Source organism: Cupriavidus yeoncheonensis (genome assembly GCF_905397275.1).
Classification (GTDB): Bacteria; Pseudomonadota; Gammaproteobacteria; order Burkholderiales; family Burkholderiaceae; genus Cupriavidus; species Cupriavidus yeoncheonensis.
The window spans coordinates 1-18,554 of the sequence record NZ_CAJPUY010000007.1 but is presented as its reverse complement, the minus strand read 5'-3'; the positions used below and the strand labels follow the sequence as shown (position 1 = coordinate 18,554).

The 18,554-nt window shown below is 56.3% G+C and carries 15 protein-coding genes and 1 pseudogene; 14 read left to right on the top strand and 2 right to left on the bottom strand.

All coding sequences use genetic code 11. From position 1 onward, the window contains the following. Positions 1 to 8 precede the first annotated feature (8 nt). Entirely contained in the window at positions 9 to 221 is a 213-nt protein-coding gene (locus KHO22_RS10945) for a DUF1484 family protein (RefSeq protein ID WP_211947171.1), read from the top strand. A gap of 92 nt (positions 222 to 313) precedes the next feature. Here the strand turns inward: KHO22_RS10945 and KHO22_RS10940 are convergent, their stop codons facing one another. After that, on the bottom strand, positions 314 to 1,441 hold the full coding sequence (locus KHO22_RS10940; protein ID WP_211947170.1) for a hypothetical protein: 1,128 nt from the start codon (positions 1,439 to 1,441) through the stop codon (positions 314 to 316). A gap of 174 nt (positions 1,442 to 1,615) precedes the next feature. Further along, positions 1,616 to 3,325, bottom strand: coding sequence for a hypothetical protein (locus KHO22_RS10935; protein ID WP_211947169.1), 1,710 nt, complete (start codon positions 3,323 to 3,325; stop codon positions 1,616 to 1,618). 859 nt (positions 3,326 to 4,184) lie between these two features. On the opposite strand from KHO22_RS10935, the gene KHO22_RS10930 reads away from it, so the two are divergent. The 13 genes and pseudogenes from KHO22_RS10930 (at position 4,185) to KHO22_RS10870 (ending at position 17,677) form a co-directional block, all read left to right on the top strand. Continuing rightward, positions 4,185 to 5,573: an undecaprenyl-phosphate glucose phosphotransferase gene (locus tag KHO22_RS10930; protein ID WP_211947399.1), complete on the top strand. Its 1,389-nt coding sequence runs from the start codon at positions 4,185 to 4,187 to the stop codon at positions 5,571 to 5,573. Between the two features lie 145 nt (positions 5,574 to 5,718). Continuing rightward, complete coding sequence (gene rfbB / locus KHO22_RS10925) at positions 5,719 to 6,786, top strand: dTDP-glucose 4,6-dehydratase (protein WP_211947168.1); 1,068 nt, start codon at positions 5,719 to 5,721, stop codon at positions 6,784 to 6,786. Then, positions 6,776 to 7,693, top strand: coding sequence for a dTDP-4-dehydrorhamnose reductase (rfbD, locus tag KHO22_RS10920; protein WP_211947167.1), 918 nt, complete (start codon positions 6,776 to 6,778; stop codon positions 7,691 to 7,693). The genes rfbB and rfbD overlap by 11 nt, the downstream gene beginning before the upstream one ends. Positions 7,694 to 7,703: 10 nt before the next feature. Beyond that, on the top strand, positions 7,704 to 8,582 hold the full coding sequence (gene rfbA, locus KHO22_RS10915; RefSeq protein ID WP_211947166.1) for a glucose-1-phosphate thymidylyltransferase RfbA: 879 nt from the start codon (positions 7,704 to 7,706) through the stop codon (positions 8,580 to 8,582). Continuing rightward, on the top strand, positions 8,579 to 9,133 hold the full coding sequence (rfbC, locus tag KHO22_RS10910) for a dTDP-4-dehydrorhamnose 3,5-epimerase (protein WP_211947165.1): 555 nt from the start codon (positions 8,579 to 8,581) through the stop codon (positions 9,131 to 9,133). Before rfbA ends, rfbC begins: the two co-directional genes overlap by 4 nt. A gap of 92 nt (positions 9,134 to 9,225) precedes the next feature. Continuing rightward, positions 9,226 to 9,471, top strand: a pseudogene (locus tag KHO22_RS10905) (cupin domain-containing protein); the annotation flags it as partial. Further along, positions 9,452 to 10,753, top strand: a complete 1,302-nt coding sequence (locus KHO22_RS10900) for a polysaccharide pyruvyl transferase family protein (RefSeq protein ID WP_211947164.1) — start codon at positions 9,452 to 9,454, stop codon at positions 10,751 to 10,753. The pseudogene KHO22_RS10905 and the gene KHO22_RS10900, both read left to right, overlap by 20 nt. Positions 10,754 to 10,823: 70 nt before the next feature. Then, positions 10,824 to 11,948 carry a Coenzyme F420 hydrogenase/dehydrogenase, beta subunit C-terminal domain gene (locus KHO22_RS10895; RefSeq protein ID WP_230426848.1) on the top strand — a complete coding sequence of 375 codons (1,125 nt, stop codon included), beginning with the start codon at positions 10,824 to 10,826 and terminating at the stop codon, positions 11,946 to 11,948. A gap of 254 nt (positions 11,949 to 12,202) precedes the next feature. Beyond that, a complete protein-coding gene (locus tag KHO22_RS10890; protein WP_211947162.1) occupies positions 12,203 to 12,979 on the top strand; it encodes a glycosyltransferase family protein in 777 nt (258 codons plus the stop codon). Continuing rightward, entirely contained in the window at positions 12,976 to 14,214 is a 1,239-nt protein-coding gene (locus KHO22_RS10885) for a glycosyltransferase (RefSeq protein WP_211947161.1), read from the top strand. The genes KHO22_RS10890 and KHO22_RS10885 overlap by 4 nt, the downstream gene beginning before the upstream one ends. Then, entirely contained in the window at positions 14,211 to 15,332 is a 1,122-nt protein-coding gene (locus tag KHO22_RS10880) for a glycosyltransferase family 4 protein (protein WP_211947160.1), read from the top strand. Before KHO22_RS10885 ends, KHO22_RS10880 begins: the two co-directional genes overlap by 4 nt. A gap of 129 nt (positions 15,333 to 15,461) precedes the next feature. Continuing rightward, entirely contained in the window at positions 15,462 to 16,571 is a 1,110-nt protein-coding gene (locus KHO22_RS10875) for a glycoside hydrolase family 99-like domain-containing protein (RefSeq protein ID WP_211947159.1), read from the top strand. Beyond that, entirely contained in the window at positions 16,568 to 17,677 is a 1,110-nt protein-coding gene (locus KHO22_RS10870; protein ID WP_211947158.1) for a DUF1972 domain-containing protein, read from the top strand. The genes KHO22_RS10875 and KHO22_RS10870 overlap by 4 nt, the downstream gene beginning before the upstream one ends. Positions 17,678 to 18,554: the final 877 nt, after the last annotated feature.

Below are 18,554 nucleotides of genomic sequence, written 5' to 3'. Positions count from 1 at the left end.
CAGATTTTATGGAACAGTCTGCGATGCCCGTATTCCTTACCAAGGTTGAAACCAACGGTCCCACACTGCTTGAATCCGTCAGCGCCGGCCTGCACGGCGTGCTCACCTTGCTCGAAATCTCCAGCGAACGATCCGAGGACTGTTACGCGGCGCATTGCCTGCTGGCGATGCTGAAGGCACGGATCGATGATGTGTTGCAAGGGGATTGCGAGGCTTGCTGAAGCGGCCCGGCGTCGGTTGTCCTCTCCCAGCCCGGGAGAGGATAGCAAGACGAGCGGTCTGGCAGCACTACATCAGGAGAACCGCCCTGCCCTCAGAAGCCCGAAAACCGCACGCCTATCGACGCGTAGCCGTAGTAGCGGTCCATCCGCCCCGCCGTTGCGGCGTTGTACAAGAACGGAATGGTCCCAACGAAGTTGTACTTGAACGCCTGTCCGCGCACGTACAGCTCCACGTCCTTCACCACGGCGTAGGCAAGCTCAAGCCCCAGGGTATGGTTGGACTTGATCGGCGACACGCCGAAGCTCGACAAGCGGTCGTCGATATTGCTGCGGAACAGGTACTGGAACTGATAGCCGAGCTGGCTCGAGAAGCGCTCGTACTTCCAGCGCCAGGATGCGCCAGCGGTGAGGAAGGCGGCCGTGTAGTTCAGGTCCTTGCTGACGTCGAGCCCGAACTGCGAAGCATTGGCGGAAAACGAAGCGTCCTGCAACACGGACCCACCGACGCGACAAGGCGCGGCGAGCGTGCCGTTGGCGATGTTGTCCGAGCCGATATTGACATTGAAATTGCAGTTACCGCGGCGCACCTGCGCGCTCAGATCGCCCACCGAAACGTTGCTGAAGCCGCCCCCGAGAAAGCCGGTCAGCGTACTGCGCTCGCTCAGCTGGCCCGAGAAAATCATGTCGGCCTGCGCCTGGAAATCGTTGGGGTCATTGACCCGGATCTGGCCGAAGGTGGTGCCGCGTACCTGCGTGGGCGATGTCTTGCTGACCGAACCCGCGCGGTCACCCCACAGGGAAAAACGGAAGATCAGGCGATCACGCGCGCCCGGCTCGGCCAGCGGATCGTAGTGCAGCGCGAGCTGCCAGGTGTCGATGCTGTTGGTGTCCTGGCCGTAGTCGATATTGCGGCGCAAATACGTGGCGGCGCCCGACCAGTAGGACGAGAACTTGTAGCCAAGCATGACCCGGCCACCGCGATAGTCGCCGGCGTTGTCGGGCGTCGGACCGCTCCCGCCCTGGCTGCGCAGGTTGAAGACATCCAGCGCCTTGTTCACCGCGTCAAAACTGCCCTCTGCGCGAAAGCCGGTGAACTCGCCGGTGGTCGGCTCCGCACGCAGGAAAACATCTTCCGATGCAGCCAGCGCCGTGCCGGCGGCTGTCAGGCCAAACGCCGCCACCGCCGTGGCCAGGGTTCGGCGCGAACAAAACTCGAACATCGTGAACTCCGGAGGACGCGAGCGTCCTGCAAAACGAATGAGCCGCGGACCGAATTTGCCCGGCCACGTAAACAACAAAACCGGGCGGCCGCGACACACGCCGCAAAGCGGCAGTGCGCGAACGCCCGGTGACGCCCCGCACCGCGGAGCGTCTGCCAGAAGCGAATCGACTGCTTAGTTAAGCGTGATGGTCGACTTCAGGCCATAGCCGCTGACCTGGCCGCCCGCGGTTTGCACGGAGACCTTGCTGGTGTACTTCGCCGCGGTACCGGTGCCAATGCCAAGCTTGACGTCCGAGCCATCAACACCAGCCACGGCAAAGGCAACGTCCACACTGCCAGGGGCCTTCGGCGCCAGCGCGGCGAACTGCGCATCGGTCAGCGCGCCACTGTTCTTCACCTTGTTCAGGATCGCCGCAAACGGCAGCGTGAACTGGCCGTTGCCGCTGGAGAACAGGTTGTCGGCGGACACGTTGGACAGCGTGGCGGAAGCGGGCAGGCTGCCGGTCACGCGGAACGAGAAGTTGGTATTGGCCGGGAACGTCGCCGACACCAGGTTGCCACCGCTGAAGACCAGGGACACCTTCTCGAAGATCACGTCAACCGTGTTGCCCTTGTAGCTGTAGTGCAGGCCCACGCGGATGTCGGCAGCGCCCGTGCCGAACGGCGCGCCGATTTCCTTGAGCACCGCCTTGACGTCCGACAGGTTGCCGGTGGCCGACATCTGATCGCCCAGCGTCGTGGACAGGCCATTAATCGTGACGTTGCTGGCTTGCAGGTAGTCATTCAGCGTGACCTTGCTGACGATGGTGTTCAGCTTGCCGCTGTCGAGGCCCTGAATGGCACCGGCCTTGCTCTGCACGTCGTCCGCCGAACCAGTCGCCACGGCGTTACCCAGATCGGCTAGCTTGGAAGCATTGTTGCCGTCGGTCAGCACGGAGGCGGACGTGCTGGAAGCCAGCGTGGTCGACAGCGTGGACTGGCTGCTGTCCTTCAGCGCATTCAGGGCACCGTTGCCCTTGAGCGCCGCCACGGTGGACGCTGCATTGCCGCCCAGCTTGATCGTGCCCAGCGCCGTATTCACATCGCCGATCTGCTTGCTCACGAGCGGAGCGGCCAGCGCTGCCACGTTGGTGGCAACGGTGTCGATACTGCTCTGCAGGGTGGACGGCAGGCTGGACTGTGCATTCTTCACGGAAGCCTTGATGGCAGCGGAAACGGTGGACGCGCTCGACAGGTCGGCCGTACCGCTGCCGCTGCTGACCACGCTTGCCACGGCCTTCGCGGCGGCGGCAGCGGCCGCATCCGCGCTCAGGCTGCCACCGGCGCCAGTTGCCACGCCTTGCAGCGTCTTGCTGATCTGCTCAACCAACTGCTGCACCACTACAGCTGCCTTCAGCACGTCGGCATCCGTCAGCGGATCCGCGTTCAGCAGGTCCTTGCCGCTCAGGCCGAGCTTGGTGGCCAGCGCGGCAGCCTGGTCCGCACCCAGTTGTGCCACCAGCGTGGTCAGCGGGCTGATCATGGGTGTCACGCCGGCGCGGTAATCCACCGCCGGTGCCTGCATCACGCCGTTGAATGGCAGGCCGGTACCAATGTCAGTACCGCCCGACACTGACAGCGCGCTCTTGGTGCAGTTTGCCGGGAAGGTGAAATCGCCGTTGGCGCCCGTGACGACCGTCAGCGCCTTGCCAGCCGAATCCTTGCAGTCCAGGAAACTCACCGTCGCGCCGGACAGGTAGAAGTCGACTGCCTTGCCGCTGATGGTGGCCGAAGGGGTACCGCTGCTGCCGCTATCACCGCCGCCACCGCCACAAGCCGCCAGCAGCATGGCCGCGGAAGCTGCTGCCGCCAGCGTAAAACGTTTCGAGAGACTCGCTTGCATTGTTTTTCTCCAACCCATCGTCAATAAGTGCATTTCTGTCGACACCATTTATCGGTGCCAACGGCTACGTTTTGATCTTCTAATGCCCTCTCCCCGCCCTGTGTCCCCGCGGGGAAACTTTGCGGCGAAAGTCTACCGCAGAAATTCCAAAAAAATACCAAAATCATCACGTCAGCAATTTCCGCATATATTCGGATCGCAATTGTTACACCGCTGTGTCAATAGCGCGACTGCGGGGGTGCCAAACACCCAAGGGCCGCTCGCCGCCCGTGAACTGGCCTCGGGTGCCGGATAGGTTCGACAAGGCGTGGCGTCTTGCTTTGGGCGGTTGCAGGATCAGCCCTCGGCCACAATGTTGGTGTCACCCATTGCAGCGACACCTTCGCCAGGCAGAGCTTGCCAACTGGCGCGAGGGCACACGACGCCGGCTTGGCGCACCGCAACACACCTCACAGCGGCGGATTAAAAGCCGTATGGGAAGGCGCTGCAATCCCCACCAAGCGGGGGATCAGAACCGGCTGAAGCGACAACTCCGCCCTGATGCGATTGCGTTTTGCCACAGACGCCCCAGGCCGCGCAGCCCCCGAACGGGTGACATGCTGCAAAGCCGCAACGCCCCGGGAAAAGTGGTGCAGGACAAGCCCCGTCTCGGTTTGCTGGATTCACTACATGTATGCTAATGTGCCGCCACTAATATAAGTATCAAAAATATCACGCTACTCGGTTTTGGCACATTGCCACTGGGTCTGGCGCGGTCCTGCCCTATGGGTTTTGTTTCGACGGGGATATCCAGCCGTGCGCATCCGCGCAGGCCGGAGGGACAACGCCATCCGGGGTAAGCATGGGAATTTATCGCAACATGTTTGTGAAGCATCACGATTCGCTGGCCATTGCAGTGCGCCTGGCAGACGTGAGCACCATCTGGCTGGCCGGCTTTCTTGCCACCGAGTTGCGCTTCTCCCCTGACTTCGCAGTAGCCGCCCCCATCCATCAGTTCATCATTTACTTCAGCTGTGTGGTAGCGCTGATCGTGCTGCCGAGGTTCGACCTGTACACCTCCTGGCGCGGCCGCAGCTTTCTTTCGCTCGTCGCCCGGCTAGTGGCCGCATGGTCGCTTGTCTGGCTTATCGGCATCCTGATGAGTTTCTTGATGCATCAGGCGGGCTCGCTTTCGCGGCTTTGGGCGGCGTACTGGTATGCGGGAACCGTGGTCGCCTTGCTAGCCCTGCGGATTGTGACCTACAGCCTGCTGTCGCTGGCACGCGGCGTCGGCCGCAACGCCAAGCATGTGCTGATCGTGGGCTTTGGCATCACCGGTCAGGAAATGTACCGTCGCGCTACGGCAAGCCGCTGGAGCGGCTTCCGCGTCGCGGGCATCTACGCTGGCCCCGAAGATGCCACGCCAGAAAGCATTCCACGGATTGAAGACAGTGATCACATCGCCGGCTTCGCCCGCAAGCACCACGTTGATGAAATCTGGATCACCCTGCCCATCGGTGCTTCACGTCAGATGCAGAGCATTGCCTACACGCTGCGTAACGACTTCATCGACATCAAGTGGATGCCCAGCCTGATGGAGTTCGAGTTGCTGAATCACCGGATGCAGGACTTCATGGGCATGCCGGCGGTGGAGCTGAACCGGCCGCCTTCGCTGGGCGTGCGCGGCCTGGTCAAGGGAGCATTCGATCGCACATTCGCTGCCGTGGTGCTGACCCTGCTATCCCCGCTCCTGGTGGCCATTGCCCTGCTGATCAAGAGAGGCTCGCCTGGTCCTGCATTCTTCAAGCAGGAACGCCTTGGTCTGGATGGCCGCGTGATCCATGTCTACAAGTTCCGCAGCATGAAGGTGCATACGGAGCATGAAACCGTCACGCAAGCAAGAAAAGGCGACAGCCGCGTGACACCCATCGGTGCCTTCCTCCGGCGTACGAGCCTAGATGAACTTCCGCAGTTCATTAACGTACTGCGCGGGGAGATGAGCGTTGTAGGGCCGCGACCGCATGCGATGGCACACAACGATATGTATAAGGAACAGCTCGATCTCTATATGTTGCGCCATCGCGTCAAGCCCGGGATTACGGGATGGGCGCAGATCAATGGGTATCGGGGAGAGACGGACACGCTGGATAAGATGGCGAAGCGGGTCGAGCATGACATCTTCTACATTCGGAATTGGTCGTTTGGGATGGATTTGAAGATTATCTTCTGGACTACATTCAGGGGATGGACCGGTCGAAATGCATACTGAACAAATACGGGCGCGATTGGTGCATATCTGCACGCAACCTGTGCGCAAGCAAGGCTAAGTAAGGCCGATCACGGCACACGCCACTCTTCCTTGCATTTGATTAAGGGGCCATGCGCCCTTTTTTTTGAGATCCTTCAGTTTTCTAATGACAAGAGATATTCTCGTCACCGGCGGTGCCGGCTTCATTGGCGCCAACTTCGTCCTGGACTGGCTGCGCAAGGATGGGGCCGACGGCATCATTAACGTCGACAAGCTGACCTACGCAGGCAATCGCAAGACCCTGGCCTCGTTGAAAGGCGACGCTCGCCATATCTTCTCCCAGACCGACATTTGCGACCGCGCCGCCCTGGACAAGCTGTTTGCCGCCCATAAGCCTCGCGCGGTGGTGCACTTTGCAGCCGAGAGCCACGTCGACCGCTCCATCCACGGCCCCGGCGAATTCATCCAGACAAATATCGTCGGTACTTTCACTCTGCTCGAAGCCGCGCGAGCCTACTGGGGGGGCCTGGATGACGTCGGCAAGGCGGCTTTTCGCTTCCTGCACGTCTCCACCGACGAAGTTTTCGGCTCCCTGGGGCCCAACGATCCGCATTTCTCGGAAACCACTGGTTACCAGCCAAACAGCCCGTATTCGGCCTCCAAGGCCGCGTCCGACCACCTAGTGCGGGCCTACTACCACACCTACGGGCTGCCGGTGCTGACCACCAACTGCTCGAACAACTACGGCCCCTACCACTTCCCCGAAAAGCTGATCCCCTTGATGATCAACAACGCATTAGCTGGCAAGCCGCTGCCAGTCTACGGCGACGGCCTCAATGTGCGCGACTGGCTCTACGTGAGCGACCACTGCGCCGCCATCCGGGAAGTGCTGGCACGCGGCCGCCTCGGCGAGACCTATAACGTGGGCGGATGGAACGAAAAGACAAACCTCGACGTGGTCCACACCCTGTGCGACCTGCTCGATGAACTGCGCCCCAAGGCGGCCAGTTCGCACCGTGACCAGATCACCTTCGTCAAGGACCGCCCCGGCCACGACCGCCGCTATGCCATCGACGCCCGCAAACTCGAGCGCGAACTGGGCTGGAAACCCGCGGAAACCTTTGAGACCGGGTTGCGCAAGACTGTGCAATGGTACCTGGACAACCAAGCCTGGGTCGAGGATGTGATGTCGGGCGATTATCGAAACTGGCTGACGAAGCAGTATGCAGCTTAAGGCGAACGGCATTCCCACCTTTCTGGTAACCGGCAGCAACGGCCAAGTCGGCTTCGAGCTGCGCCGCAGCCTGGCCCCGCTGGGACGAGTGGTTGCGCTGGATCGCACCGGCTGCAACTTGTCGCGCCCGGACGAGATCCGCCGCGTGGTGCGCGAGTACCGCCCGGATGTGATCGTCAATCCGGCCGCCTACACTGCGGTGGACAAGGCAGAAACTGAAACGGAACTGGCCTTCGCCATCAACGGCACGGCCGCCGGCATCCTGGCCCAGGAAGCCAAAGCGCTCGGCAGTCTGCTCGTCCACTACTCGACCGATTACGTCTTCGATGGCACCAAGGACGGCGCTTACGTCGAAACTGATCCGGTCTACCCCCAGTCGGTCTACGGCAAGAGCAAGCTTGCCGGCGAACATGCCATTACCGCCACCGGAGCCCAGTCACTAATCCTGAGGACCTGCTGGGTAGCCGGCGCCCATGGTGGCAACTTCGCCAAGACCATGCTGCGCTTGGCGCGCGAGCGCGACAGCCTGCGAGTCATTGCCGACCAGTTCGGCGCGCCGACCACCGCCGCGCTGATTGCCGATGTGACCGCGCAGATCGTGGCGCACCACTGGCTCTTTGGCGAACGAGCATCCTTCCCCTCTGGTATCTACCACTTGGCAGCTGCGGGCGAAACCACCTGGCACGCTTACGCCACCGAAGTGCTGCGCTATGCCTGTGCAAAAGGAATCGAGCTGAAGGTAGACCCGGAGCGTATCGAGCCGATTCCCGCCACGGCCTACCCTCTGCATGCACCGCGCCCTGCCAACTCGCGCCTGGACACCGGCAAGTTGCGCCAGGCCTTCGGCATCCATCTTCCAGATTGGCAGTACGGTGTGCACCACCTGCTGGACCAGATCTTCCCCTGAGCAAAACACCATGCGTAAAGGCATTATCCTGGCCGGAGGCTCCGGCACACGGCTATATCCGATCACTCGATCGGTATCGAAGCAACTGCTGCCGGTCTACGACAAGCCAATGATCTACTATCCGCTGTCCACGCTGATGCTGGCAGGGATTCGGGATATCCTGATCATCTCGACGCCGGAAGACACGCCAAGATTTGTCGACATGCTTGGCGACGGCAGCAAGTGGGGGATCAATCTGCAATATGCGGTGCAACCCTCCCCAGATGGCCTAGCCCAGGCCTTCATCATTGGTCGCCAATTTATCGGCAATGATCCGTCCACGCTGATCCTTGGCGACAACATCTTCCACGGCCACGACTTGGTAAGCCAATTAACTCGCTCGGCCGGGCAAACGGAAGGGGCGACAGTCTTCGCCTATCACGTGCATGATCCCGAGCGCTATGGCGTAGTGGAGTTTGATGAGAACTTCCGAGCGCTGTCGCTGGAAGAGAAGCCAGCCAAGCCTCGCTCCCACTACGCGGTGACCGGTCTGTACTTCTACGACAACCAGGTTTGCGATATCGCTGCGGATATCAAGCCATCGGCCCGTGGCGAGTTGGAGATCACCGATGTCAACAAGCGCTATCTCGAGATGGCCCAGTTGGATGTGGAGATCATGGGGCGGGGGTATGCGTGGCTCGATACGGGGACGCATGAGTCGTTGCTGGAGGCGGCCAGCTTTATTGCCACTCTGCAGAATCGACAGGGGTTGATGGTGGCGTGTCCGGAAGAGATTGCGTATCGGAGCAAGTGGATTAGCGCCGAACAGGTCGCTGTACTGGCCGCGCCCCTTACCAAGAACGGGTATGGCAAATACCTGCAGCAGGTTATCTCGGAAGCGATTAAATGAGCTTGGTCGTCACACCCACTGAGATCCAGGAAGTATTGATTATCGAGCCCAAGGTGTTCGGTGATGAGCGAGGTTGCTTTTTTGAAAGCTTTAACGCCAGACAGTTTGAGGAATCGACCGGTTTAAAGCGGACATTTGTCCAGGACAACCATTCCCGTTCGGCACGGAATGTACTGCGCGGGCTGCATTACCAGATCCGGCATCCCCAGGGGAAATTGGTGCGGGTAGTAGCGGGAGAAGTTTTTGACGTGGCTGTCGACCTGAGGAAGAGTTCACCCACCTTCGGTAAGTGGATTGGCGCAACGCTGTCGGCAGTGAATAAGCGTCAGTTGTGGGTACCGGAAGGATTTGCACATGGCTTCATGGTGACGTCAGAATATGCCGAATTTCTTTACAAGACGACCGACTACTGGTTCCCTGCGGACGAGCGCTCCCTGAATTGGAATGATCGACAGTTAAATATAGATTGGCCATTGAACGGCGAGCCCATCCTGGCGTTGAAAGACGCCATGGCACCAACCTTGGATGCGCTCACCGAGCTATTTGAATGAATTATCAGCATCGACTCCTTTATTGTCGATCCTGACCAAGATAGCAGATTACCATGAGTCGTTCCTCCAGCAAGTTATTTCGGAAGCTATCGCTTTCGCTCCAAATGCATCATCATCGAGCCGAGCAATGGGTTGTTGTTTCTGGTACTGCGAAGATTAGAAAGGGGGACAAGGAATATCTTCTGAGTGAGAACGAGTCCACTTACATCGCGATAGGCGAGATTCATTCTCGCGAAAATCCCGGAAAGATCCCTCTCGAATTGATTGAGGTCCAGTCTGGAGCCTATCTTGGTGAAGACGATATCGTGCGGATTTCTGATGTCTATGGTCGAGCATAAGACGATGCGAATTAATGAGGCCGCCATCGCTCCCGGCAGGAATAGCAAGATTCCCGTTCACGTGAATCGCGGCATCGACGGTGCGTCACAACGTTCGCAGACTAGAGTACTGACTGTCGGACTAGCCTGGCACACCTTCACGTCTGAAAACCTTGGCGTCGGTGCGCTGGCTGAGTCTCAGCTAGCCATAGCTCAAGCCGCAGCGGCGCGGCTCGGAGTTCAGCTTCGGGCAATCTCGCTCTGCCACTCGGAATCGCGCCCCGAGTCGGTACTGGCACGCGGAATCGTTCTCGCGGACCCCATGTCGCCCAAGCGCATGCTACTCCGCCGATCGAAGTTTATGTCTCAACTGCGTGAGTGCGACGTAGTGCTCGATATCGGCGAGGGAGATAGCTTCTCAGACATCTATGGCGCAAAGCGCTTGGTGTGGCTAGTCCTTTCAAAGTATCTTGCGACCCGCGCAGGATGCAAGCTTGTCCTGAGCCCGCAGACAATCGGCCCTTTCTCTAAGTGGTGGGCAAGAAAGCTTGCGGCCTGGGCAATGGGCTCTGCGGAACGAGTAATTGCGCGTGACGCTCTCTCCATGCGCTACCTGCAAAGCCAAGGTTTGGCTCGCAACGCCCTCGAGTTGATTGATGTCGCCTTTCGTCTACCTTTCACCCCGCCGCGTCCCGCAACCGACGGCATCATCCGAGTTGGGATCAACGTATCAGGGCTACTATTTAACGGTGGCTACACTCGAAACAATCAATTTGGCCTCAAGGCAGACTACCCCGCTTTGGTCCAGCGCCTGATCGACTACTTCCGCGGAAGGCCAGAGGTTGAGGTTCATCTTGTTTCACACGTACTTGCGGACAAAAACCCGGTCGAAGATGATTACGCGACTGCACTATTACTGAGTCAGCGCCCACCCGGGCTTATCGTCGCACCGAAATTCTCAAGCCCGAGCCAAGCCAAGAGCTACATCGCTCAATTGGATTTCTTTACGGGCGCCCGGATGCATGCTTGTATTGGCGCCTTCTCAAGCGGCGTACCCGTGGTTCCCATGGCTTATAGCCGCAAGTTCAATGGGTTATTTCACTCACTTAAGTATAGCTACCTTGCCGACCTTCTGGCAGACGACACCGAAACGGCTTACCAGCATGTCGTTTACGGATTTGAGAATCGACACACGCTACGTGAAAGCGTTGTGCAAGGAAATAAGATTGCTGAGGAAAAGCTCCAGCAATATGAAAACTATTTAGTAGAGCTGTTTGCGAAGACCGATGTCGAGCACTATTGATATAGTCACCCGAGCGGGCATGTGCAGTGGATGTGGCGCCTGCGCCGCCGGGCTGGACGGTCCCGTGAGCATGAAGCTCGACAGTGCCGGCTTCTTGCGGCCGCAGATTAGGTATCCGGTGTCGCGCGAATTAGACGCCTATGTTCGCGAAGTATGTCCCGGTGTGTCGCTTGATCTACAGAACTCGGGAAATGATATCCACCCGGAATGGGGACCAATAACTTCGGTTCACATCGGGTGGTCGACCGACCCTGAAGTTCGCTATCGCGGCTCATCCGGCGGCGGCATATCCGCGCTACTGATTTTCTTGCTTGAATCGGGTCAAGCGGACTTTGTAGCCCACATCGGCGTCTCCAACGATGATCCCTTCCAGAATGTTCGCCGCATAAGCCGAAGCCGGGCCGACGTATTGGAAGGTGCGGGCTCCCGTTACGCGCCTGCAGCGCCAATGGAAGCGGTAGATAGCTTATTCAGCACCGGCGAGCGATTCGCCTTCGTGGGCAAGCCCTGCGATGTCGCAGCAATGCACGCCTATCTTCGCCAGTACCCAGAAAAAGCCCCCCAGGTAGTAGCACTGCTGTCATTTATCTGCGCGGGCGTTCCCAGCATGAGAGCAACACTCAAGGTTCTTGAAACCATGGGGACCAGTCCGGAAGAAACCGTACGCTTCTCGTATCGGGGAAATGGCTGGCCGGGACTGGCTACTGCGCGCACTCGCAATGGCTCAGAATTTACCATGGACTACTCCGCTTCCTGGGGAAACATCCTAGGACGTGATCTACAGCTCCGATGCAAAGTTTGCCCAGACGGCACGGGCGAATTCGCGGACATCGTCTGCGGGGACGCATGGTATGGAGAAGATGGCTACCCGCAGTTCGACGAACAGGAGGGGCGCAGCTTAGTTATTAGCAGGACTGCGACTGGAGAACGGCTGCTCCGCGAAGCTGCTTTGGCTGCCGCACTTTGCATCGAACCATGCAATGTCCGTGAAATTGCCAGGATGCAACCCTACCAGCAATCGCGTAAGCGTGTTTCCCTAGGTCGGCTTGCGGCTGTAGCACTTCGGTTCGGCTTTATTCCGAAATTCAAGGGACTGCGCCTTTGGAGAGCGAGCCGTCGTGGCGGCTTTATGCCTCTACTCCGGAATTTTGTTGGTACATATCGCCGGCTCATCCCCGGAAAGGCCGGTTTATGACCCGAAATCCCTCACAAGTTGCCGTAGTTCTCCTTAACTACAACGGGGCTCAGGACACTCTCGAATGTATCGAAAGCCTGTTCTCTCTCACGATAGGATTTCGACAACTCATCGTATGTGACAACGCGTCAACCGATGACTCGTTCGCTCTCCTTACTTCCGAACTTGTAGATAGAAGGGAACGATACAGTGTCACATGGAAGGCATGGGGCAATGCCTCCGCATTCTCCATCGGATGCCTGAGTCGGAAAGACGTGATTGACAACGCGCATCCCGATAGCCCTCTGGTAATTGTAGACAATCAGAAGAATTGGGGATTCGCGGGCGGAAACAACGTCGGTCTGCGATTGGCTCTTTCCAATTCCGAGATTAGTCATGTTTGGCTCTTGAATAATGATACGCGTGTCGATGCTAATGCATTAGACGCGCTTCTCGCCTCTGCAGAGAACAGACCTGCCGTTGGACTATGGGGCGCGACTGTTCTCTATGATGAACCGGCTGGCCAAGTACAAGCGCTTGGTGGAGGCGCTTTGAATAGAATTACCGCAGAAACTCGACACCTTTGCGCATTCACGCCCGCGGAGGAAGTGCCCGACAACCCGCAGTTTATTCGCAAGATTGAAGCGGAGATGGCTTACGTGTTAGGCGCATCCATGTTCGCAACACGGGCCTGGCTCGAAACGGTCGGACTGCTGGATGAGCGGTATTTTCTATACTACGAAGAGCTCGACTGGGCTGAACGTGGTCGCCCTCACTTCGCCCTTGGCTACGCACGTGATTGTATTGTCGTCCACAAAGAAGGTGCCTCCATTGGCACCGCCCCTGGTGGCGGCTCCGCTCTATCAGTGCACCATCTCCATCGCAGTAGATTTCTTTTTGCGAGACGCTTCTTTACGCGTGCTGGAATTCCAGGAGTGATAGTAGGCAGTTTGAAGCAGCAAATGAAATATGTCCTGAGAGGTAATTTCCGCCTTGCCAAAGCTGCCACAACCGGCATGTTTGACGGCTTACGACAGCGGAGTGTGGTGTGAGCAGACGTCTACTTGTCATTGCTAACGACATCCCGTGGCCAGCTAACAGTGGCGGTCGCGTAGATGTCTGGCGGAGGCTGAATGCCCTTCACAATCAAGGTATCGAGGTGTCCTTGCTTTGCTGGTATGACGTCGGTCGCAATTTGGCCTGCCACGACGAGGCACATCGACAACTCGCCGCGACCTGCAAACAGCTTCGCGTAATTCCGATTCGAAGAACATTCGGCGAAATCCTGGCACGGTTGGTTCGGATTTTTCGACTTCCATCCCACGCCGCCTCCCGTTGGGTCACCACGCCAGCCGCAGAAATCCTGGCGTGGGCAGCGGATATCGCTCCAACGGCTGTACTCCTCGATGGATTGTATGGTGCGGAAGTCGCAAAACTCATAGCAAAGACCCTGGACGTGCCCTTGCTATATCGCTCGCACAATGTCGAGCACGCCTACATGCGCGCTCAATTCGACCGCGCCACGACATTGGCCAAGCGGCTGGGCCTACTTGCAAACCTTGTCGGCCTGAAGCGCTATGAGCGGTCACTCTTGTTGGAGTGCAAACGCATTTTCGACATTTCCGTCGACGACTTACGCTATTGGAAGGCAAGCGGCATCGAGAATATGGACTGGCTACCTCCTTTGGTAGATGATGAGTTCTGCGAGCGCATGCGTACTCCAGTGGAGGGAAAATCTATCGATCTTCTGTATTTTGGAAATCTGCATACGCCGAACAATGTCAATTCAGTCAAGTGGCTGATTGAAAAGGTGCTACCCCGGATAAATCAACGCACCATCAAAATGGTCATAGCCGGATCGAACCCCTGCAGTGAAGTCATCGCGGCAATCAAGGCAGATCGTCGCATTCACCTAGTGGCAAATCCCAGCGACATGACTCGCCTTATTTCTGCCGCCACTGTGATTGTTAATCCGATGCTTGCAGGCAGCGGCGTCAATCTGAAGAGTGTTGAAATGCTGTTTTCTAACGCAAGCCTGGTCAGCACGTCGGTAGGAGTTTCCGGTTTACCACCAGACGTCAAAGCCTGCTTTCAGGTATCTGATGATCCCGTGGGATTTGCCGAGAATATTATGCGATGCCTTACGGCCCCCGCTCATGACAATGCCAAACGTGTTGCCGCGCGGCGATATTTTTCCCCAGAAGTGGTTACAAATAAAATTTCAATTTGCTTAGGTGAACTGCTTGATCCTAAAGATGCGACAATCACCCATCGAGGTCTGAAATGAGCCGACGCCTTCGTGTCGGGGTCGATTTTCATACCTTTGATGGAATCTTTCAGGGTAGCCGCAGTCATGTCCTAGGAATTTACAAGGAAGCAATCAAGCAGGCGCCTGACATCGACTTCTATTTCTTTCTCAAGGATACGGAACGTCTACGCACCGAACACGCTGAATTCAGGTGCGCCAACGTCAAGCTCGTCGAAATCCAAAATCGCTCAGGGTTTTGGCGATTTATGATTCAGCTCCCATGGCTACAGATTCGATATCGGCTAAATATCTTACACACTCAGTATCGAATACCGTTGATTCCGGTGGGAGCCTGCGCTTGCACAATCCATGACGTTTTGTTTGAAACACATCCACAATATTTCCCTCGCTCATTCGTTCTTCAAGCAAAACTGACGAGCCGCCATTCAACACGACTGGCGGCAATGCTCTTTTCAGTAAGTGAATATTCACGCGGTGAGATTAGCCGATTATATGGTATATCAGAAGAAGAAATTTCCGTAACATATAATGGCGTCGACCATACACGCTTCCGTCCAGCATTGGCCGATTCCGAGTGCCTTTCAACTTATGATCTTATCTCTAAAGACTACATTCTTTCCGTGGGTCGGCTAGAGCCGCGAAAAAATCACCAGACTTTGATTCGGGCTTACGCTCGGCTACCTCAACCTCGCCCTCCTCTCGTTATTTTGGGCCAGCGCGATTTTTCCTATGCAGGAATTTATTCCGAGGTGACAAGGCTGGGATTGCTGAATGATGTGCATTTTTTGGATAATGTAAACGACAACGATCTCCCAGTCATCCTTCGTCACGCTTCGCTCTTCATCTTTCCAGCATTCGCCGAAGGCTTTGGTATGCCTGTCGCCGAAGCCATGGCCAGTGGTGTGCCGGTCATTGCGTCCAATACAACCTCTATTCCCGAGGTTACCGGCGGCGCCGCACTTCTCATAGACCCTAATTCTGAAGAGGCTATTACTGAAGCAATTATGCGAATGCTTGATGATGTCCACCTAGTGAGTAAGTTGATTGAACATGGTATTGTGCAGGCCAAGCGCTTCAATTGGGGCGCTTCTGCGCAATCCATGATTCAGCGCTACCGTCAACTTCAACGTAGTTGACATAGAGAATAAGTTAATCAAAGAATGCGGATGGAATTTTATTTTTTGAATCGATTTAATATATAGCTTGATATAGCCCTGTCGTCAGATCGCTTGCTGCCTCACCCTTAAGACCAAAGATAACTCGCTATGGCATCCACGTGGCCAATTAAATTCGTGCACCTCCTTGTGGCAAGCCTTCTGCTTTTCGGTATGGGCGCTGCCCGAGCGGAAGATAGTTCCAACGCCCCACGGGTAGGCGTGTTTTATTTCCCCGGGTGGAAAGATGATGCGCTTGGGCTGGCGTACCCAAAGCCTTGGGAGAAGATAAAGCCCTTCCCGGAGCGCATGCCCTTGCTCGGTTGGTATGACGAAGGGCAGCCGGAAGTTATGGCGACTCAGCTTCGCTGGATGCGTGAGTACGGCATTTCATATGTCGTCTTTGACTGGTATTGGAGCAAGGACAAGCCTTTACTTAACCATGCATTGGAAGCGTATTTGCGTATCCCGGGCCCGAAACCCGACTTTGCATTGATGTGGGCAAATCATGACTCTGGCCCTCGTAGCAAGGAAGAGTTTGCAAGTATGATGAGATATGTCTCCGATCACTATCTTACTAGTAGTGATTATCTTAGGGTTAGCGGACGTCCCGCGTTCTTCATCCAACTAGGCAGCGCACTAGAGCGGAAGGCACGCGCCATTGGCAGCTCGACCGATGAGCTCTTGAGCGATGCGCAATCTTACGTCACTCGTACTGGAGGCGAATCCATCTTCTTTATCGCCGGCGCCGGTCCCGGGTTCGCTGACACCGTCGGCAGAAAGCTTGGATATTCTGCCTATTTTGCGTACAACTATCATTCCGGCCCTGATGGTACAGTTGCGGGGGAAAAGCGACACACACACTCTTATAAAGAACTCGATTCAGCGTATCGTCAAACCTGGCAATGGTTTATTGCTCACTCGGATCTACCCTATATAGTTCCCACCACTTCGGGTTGGGATAAACGGCCTTGGGGAGGAAGTAGAGACCCGCTTCATGACAACTCAATTGGCACACCAGAAGAGTTTTCGACCCATTTAGCTGCGGCAAGGAGAGTTTTGGCAGATAACCCTCGTAATACCATTGACCTGATCCTGACATGCTGCTGGAACGAATACGGCGAAGGGTCAATCGTAGAGCCAACGAGTGGTGCAGAGTTCTCCTATCTAAAGGCCATCCAATCCACTTTGGGAACGAACAAGAACAATACCAACAAATGAAAACACTTCGAATTTTAGGTATTCGTGGATTGCCGGCAGCACATGGTGGATTTGAGACATTCGCTGAACACCTCGCCCTATTTCTAGTGGAGCAAGGTTGGAAGGTCATTGTTTATTGCCAAGAAGAAGGGAAAGGGGACACAGTCTATGATACATGGCAGGGAATTCATCGTATTCGGATCCCCGTGTCTGGCAATGGTCCGCGATCGACAATCGTATTCGACGGGAAGACTATCGCGCATGCATCAAAGCATAACGACCTGTGCCTTACACTTGGCTACAATACAGCGCTGTTTTGCGCAGTGCTTCGCGTAAAAGGCATTCCAAACATCATTAATATGGATGGAATCGAATGGTCCCGCGCAAAATGGGGGATCGCGGCGAAAACCTGGTTCTATCTTAATGAACGAGCAGGTTGCCTCTTGGGGAATCACCTGATCGCCGACCACCCGGAGATTAAAAAACATCTTCAGACACGCACTTCGGCGGAGAAAATCACCACCATACCGTATGGAGCGAATAGCATATCCAACTCTGATACAGTTCACATTCACAATTTTAAATTGCAGCGATATAAATACCTAACTTTAATCGCGAGACCCGAACCGGAGAACTCTGTTCTCGAAGCTGTGAATGCATTTTCTCGGAAACCACGGGGTCAGAAGCTCGTGGTTCTAGGAAACTATTATCCCGATACAAACGGTTATCATCGTGCGGTTATGGAGGCAGCCAGCGATGAGGTTCTATTTACCGGCGCCATATATGACAAAGGCGTCGTGGAGTCGCTCCGTCATAACTGTACGGCCTATATTCATGGTCATCGCGTTGGAGGAACTAATCCATCTTTGGTGGAGGCCATGGGCGCAGGAAATGCTATCATTGCGCATAATAATAAATTTAATAGATGGGTTGCTACTGAAGCTGCCGCTTATTTCGATGATAGTGAGTCGCTGTCAGAGCTTTTCGATGGATTGCTTGATAATGCCGAAGCGTTGCAAAGAATGCGCTCAGCAAGCTTTCATAGATTCCAGGATAGCTTTACGTGGCCAGCTATATTGAGGCAGTACGAATCTTTGCTGATGAAGCATTATGTCCGCATGAACTAGCTTGATAGGCGGTCATTTTTTTGGGTGATCGTCCTTAAGCCCGAAGCCAGAGGCGAGTGACCGGATCCCCACCGCGCCGCGAGTGCCGCGAGTGCCGCGAGTGCCGCGATATTGTCCTGTGCATCACTGTTCAGTTGCTTAACCATTGGCTGCCCGGTCATGCTCGCCCTTCAGCAGCGAATAAGAGATAAGGTTCCTACCGTTGCGCGGGATTACCCAAATCTTCAGGTGTTGAATGATTCCTTTCATGGCCGGCATGACCCCGGCGGGTATGGCACGCAGGCGCTCGTTCCAATGCTCGCGGCGTGGGTGGCGCGATTGCCCTCTTCATCGCCAGCCTGGTGAATGCGAAGCGGATCAAGACGCCGGCGTGGCTATCGTGGATCGGAGTGATTAGCTATTCCTTGTACCTGCTTCATCGACTAGTGCTGTCATCATTAGAGTGGCTAGCGGATGACCTAGGGCTATGGGCAACTCCTGTGTGGCTTGCCGATACGGTTGCTCTTTCGTCCCTAACGTACCGCTTGATCGAGGCGCCAATGGTACAGGTCGGCCGCCGCCTCTTGCCTCAGCGCAAATCAGGCGCCATTGGTAACCGTCCGCTGATCGCCGTGTAGACGCATAAGGCAAACGTATCCAGAGTAGTCCCCATCAGAATTTGGCGGGGACTACTTTGGAGACTGTGGCAAAACGAGGCGGTCGCACTCACGGCAGCCGCAATCATCCGATTGAACTCAAACGTAGGCTGGCAGAGGCGGCGTGTGTGCCCCCCGCGGCAGAATAGATGTCGCCCCGATAGAATTTGAACCTTGGGGGCGATAAGAGACAGATGTGGCTCGTTACGGACAAGAATTCAAGGACCGAGCGGTAGCACGGT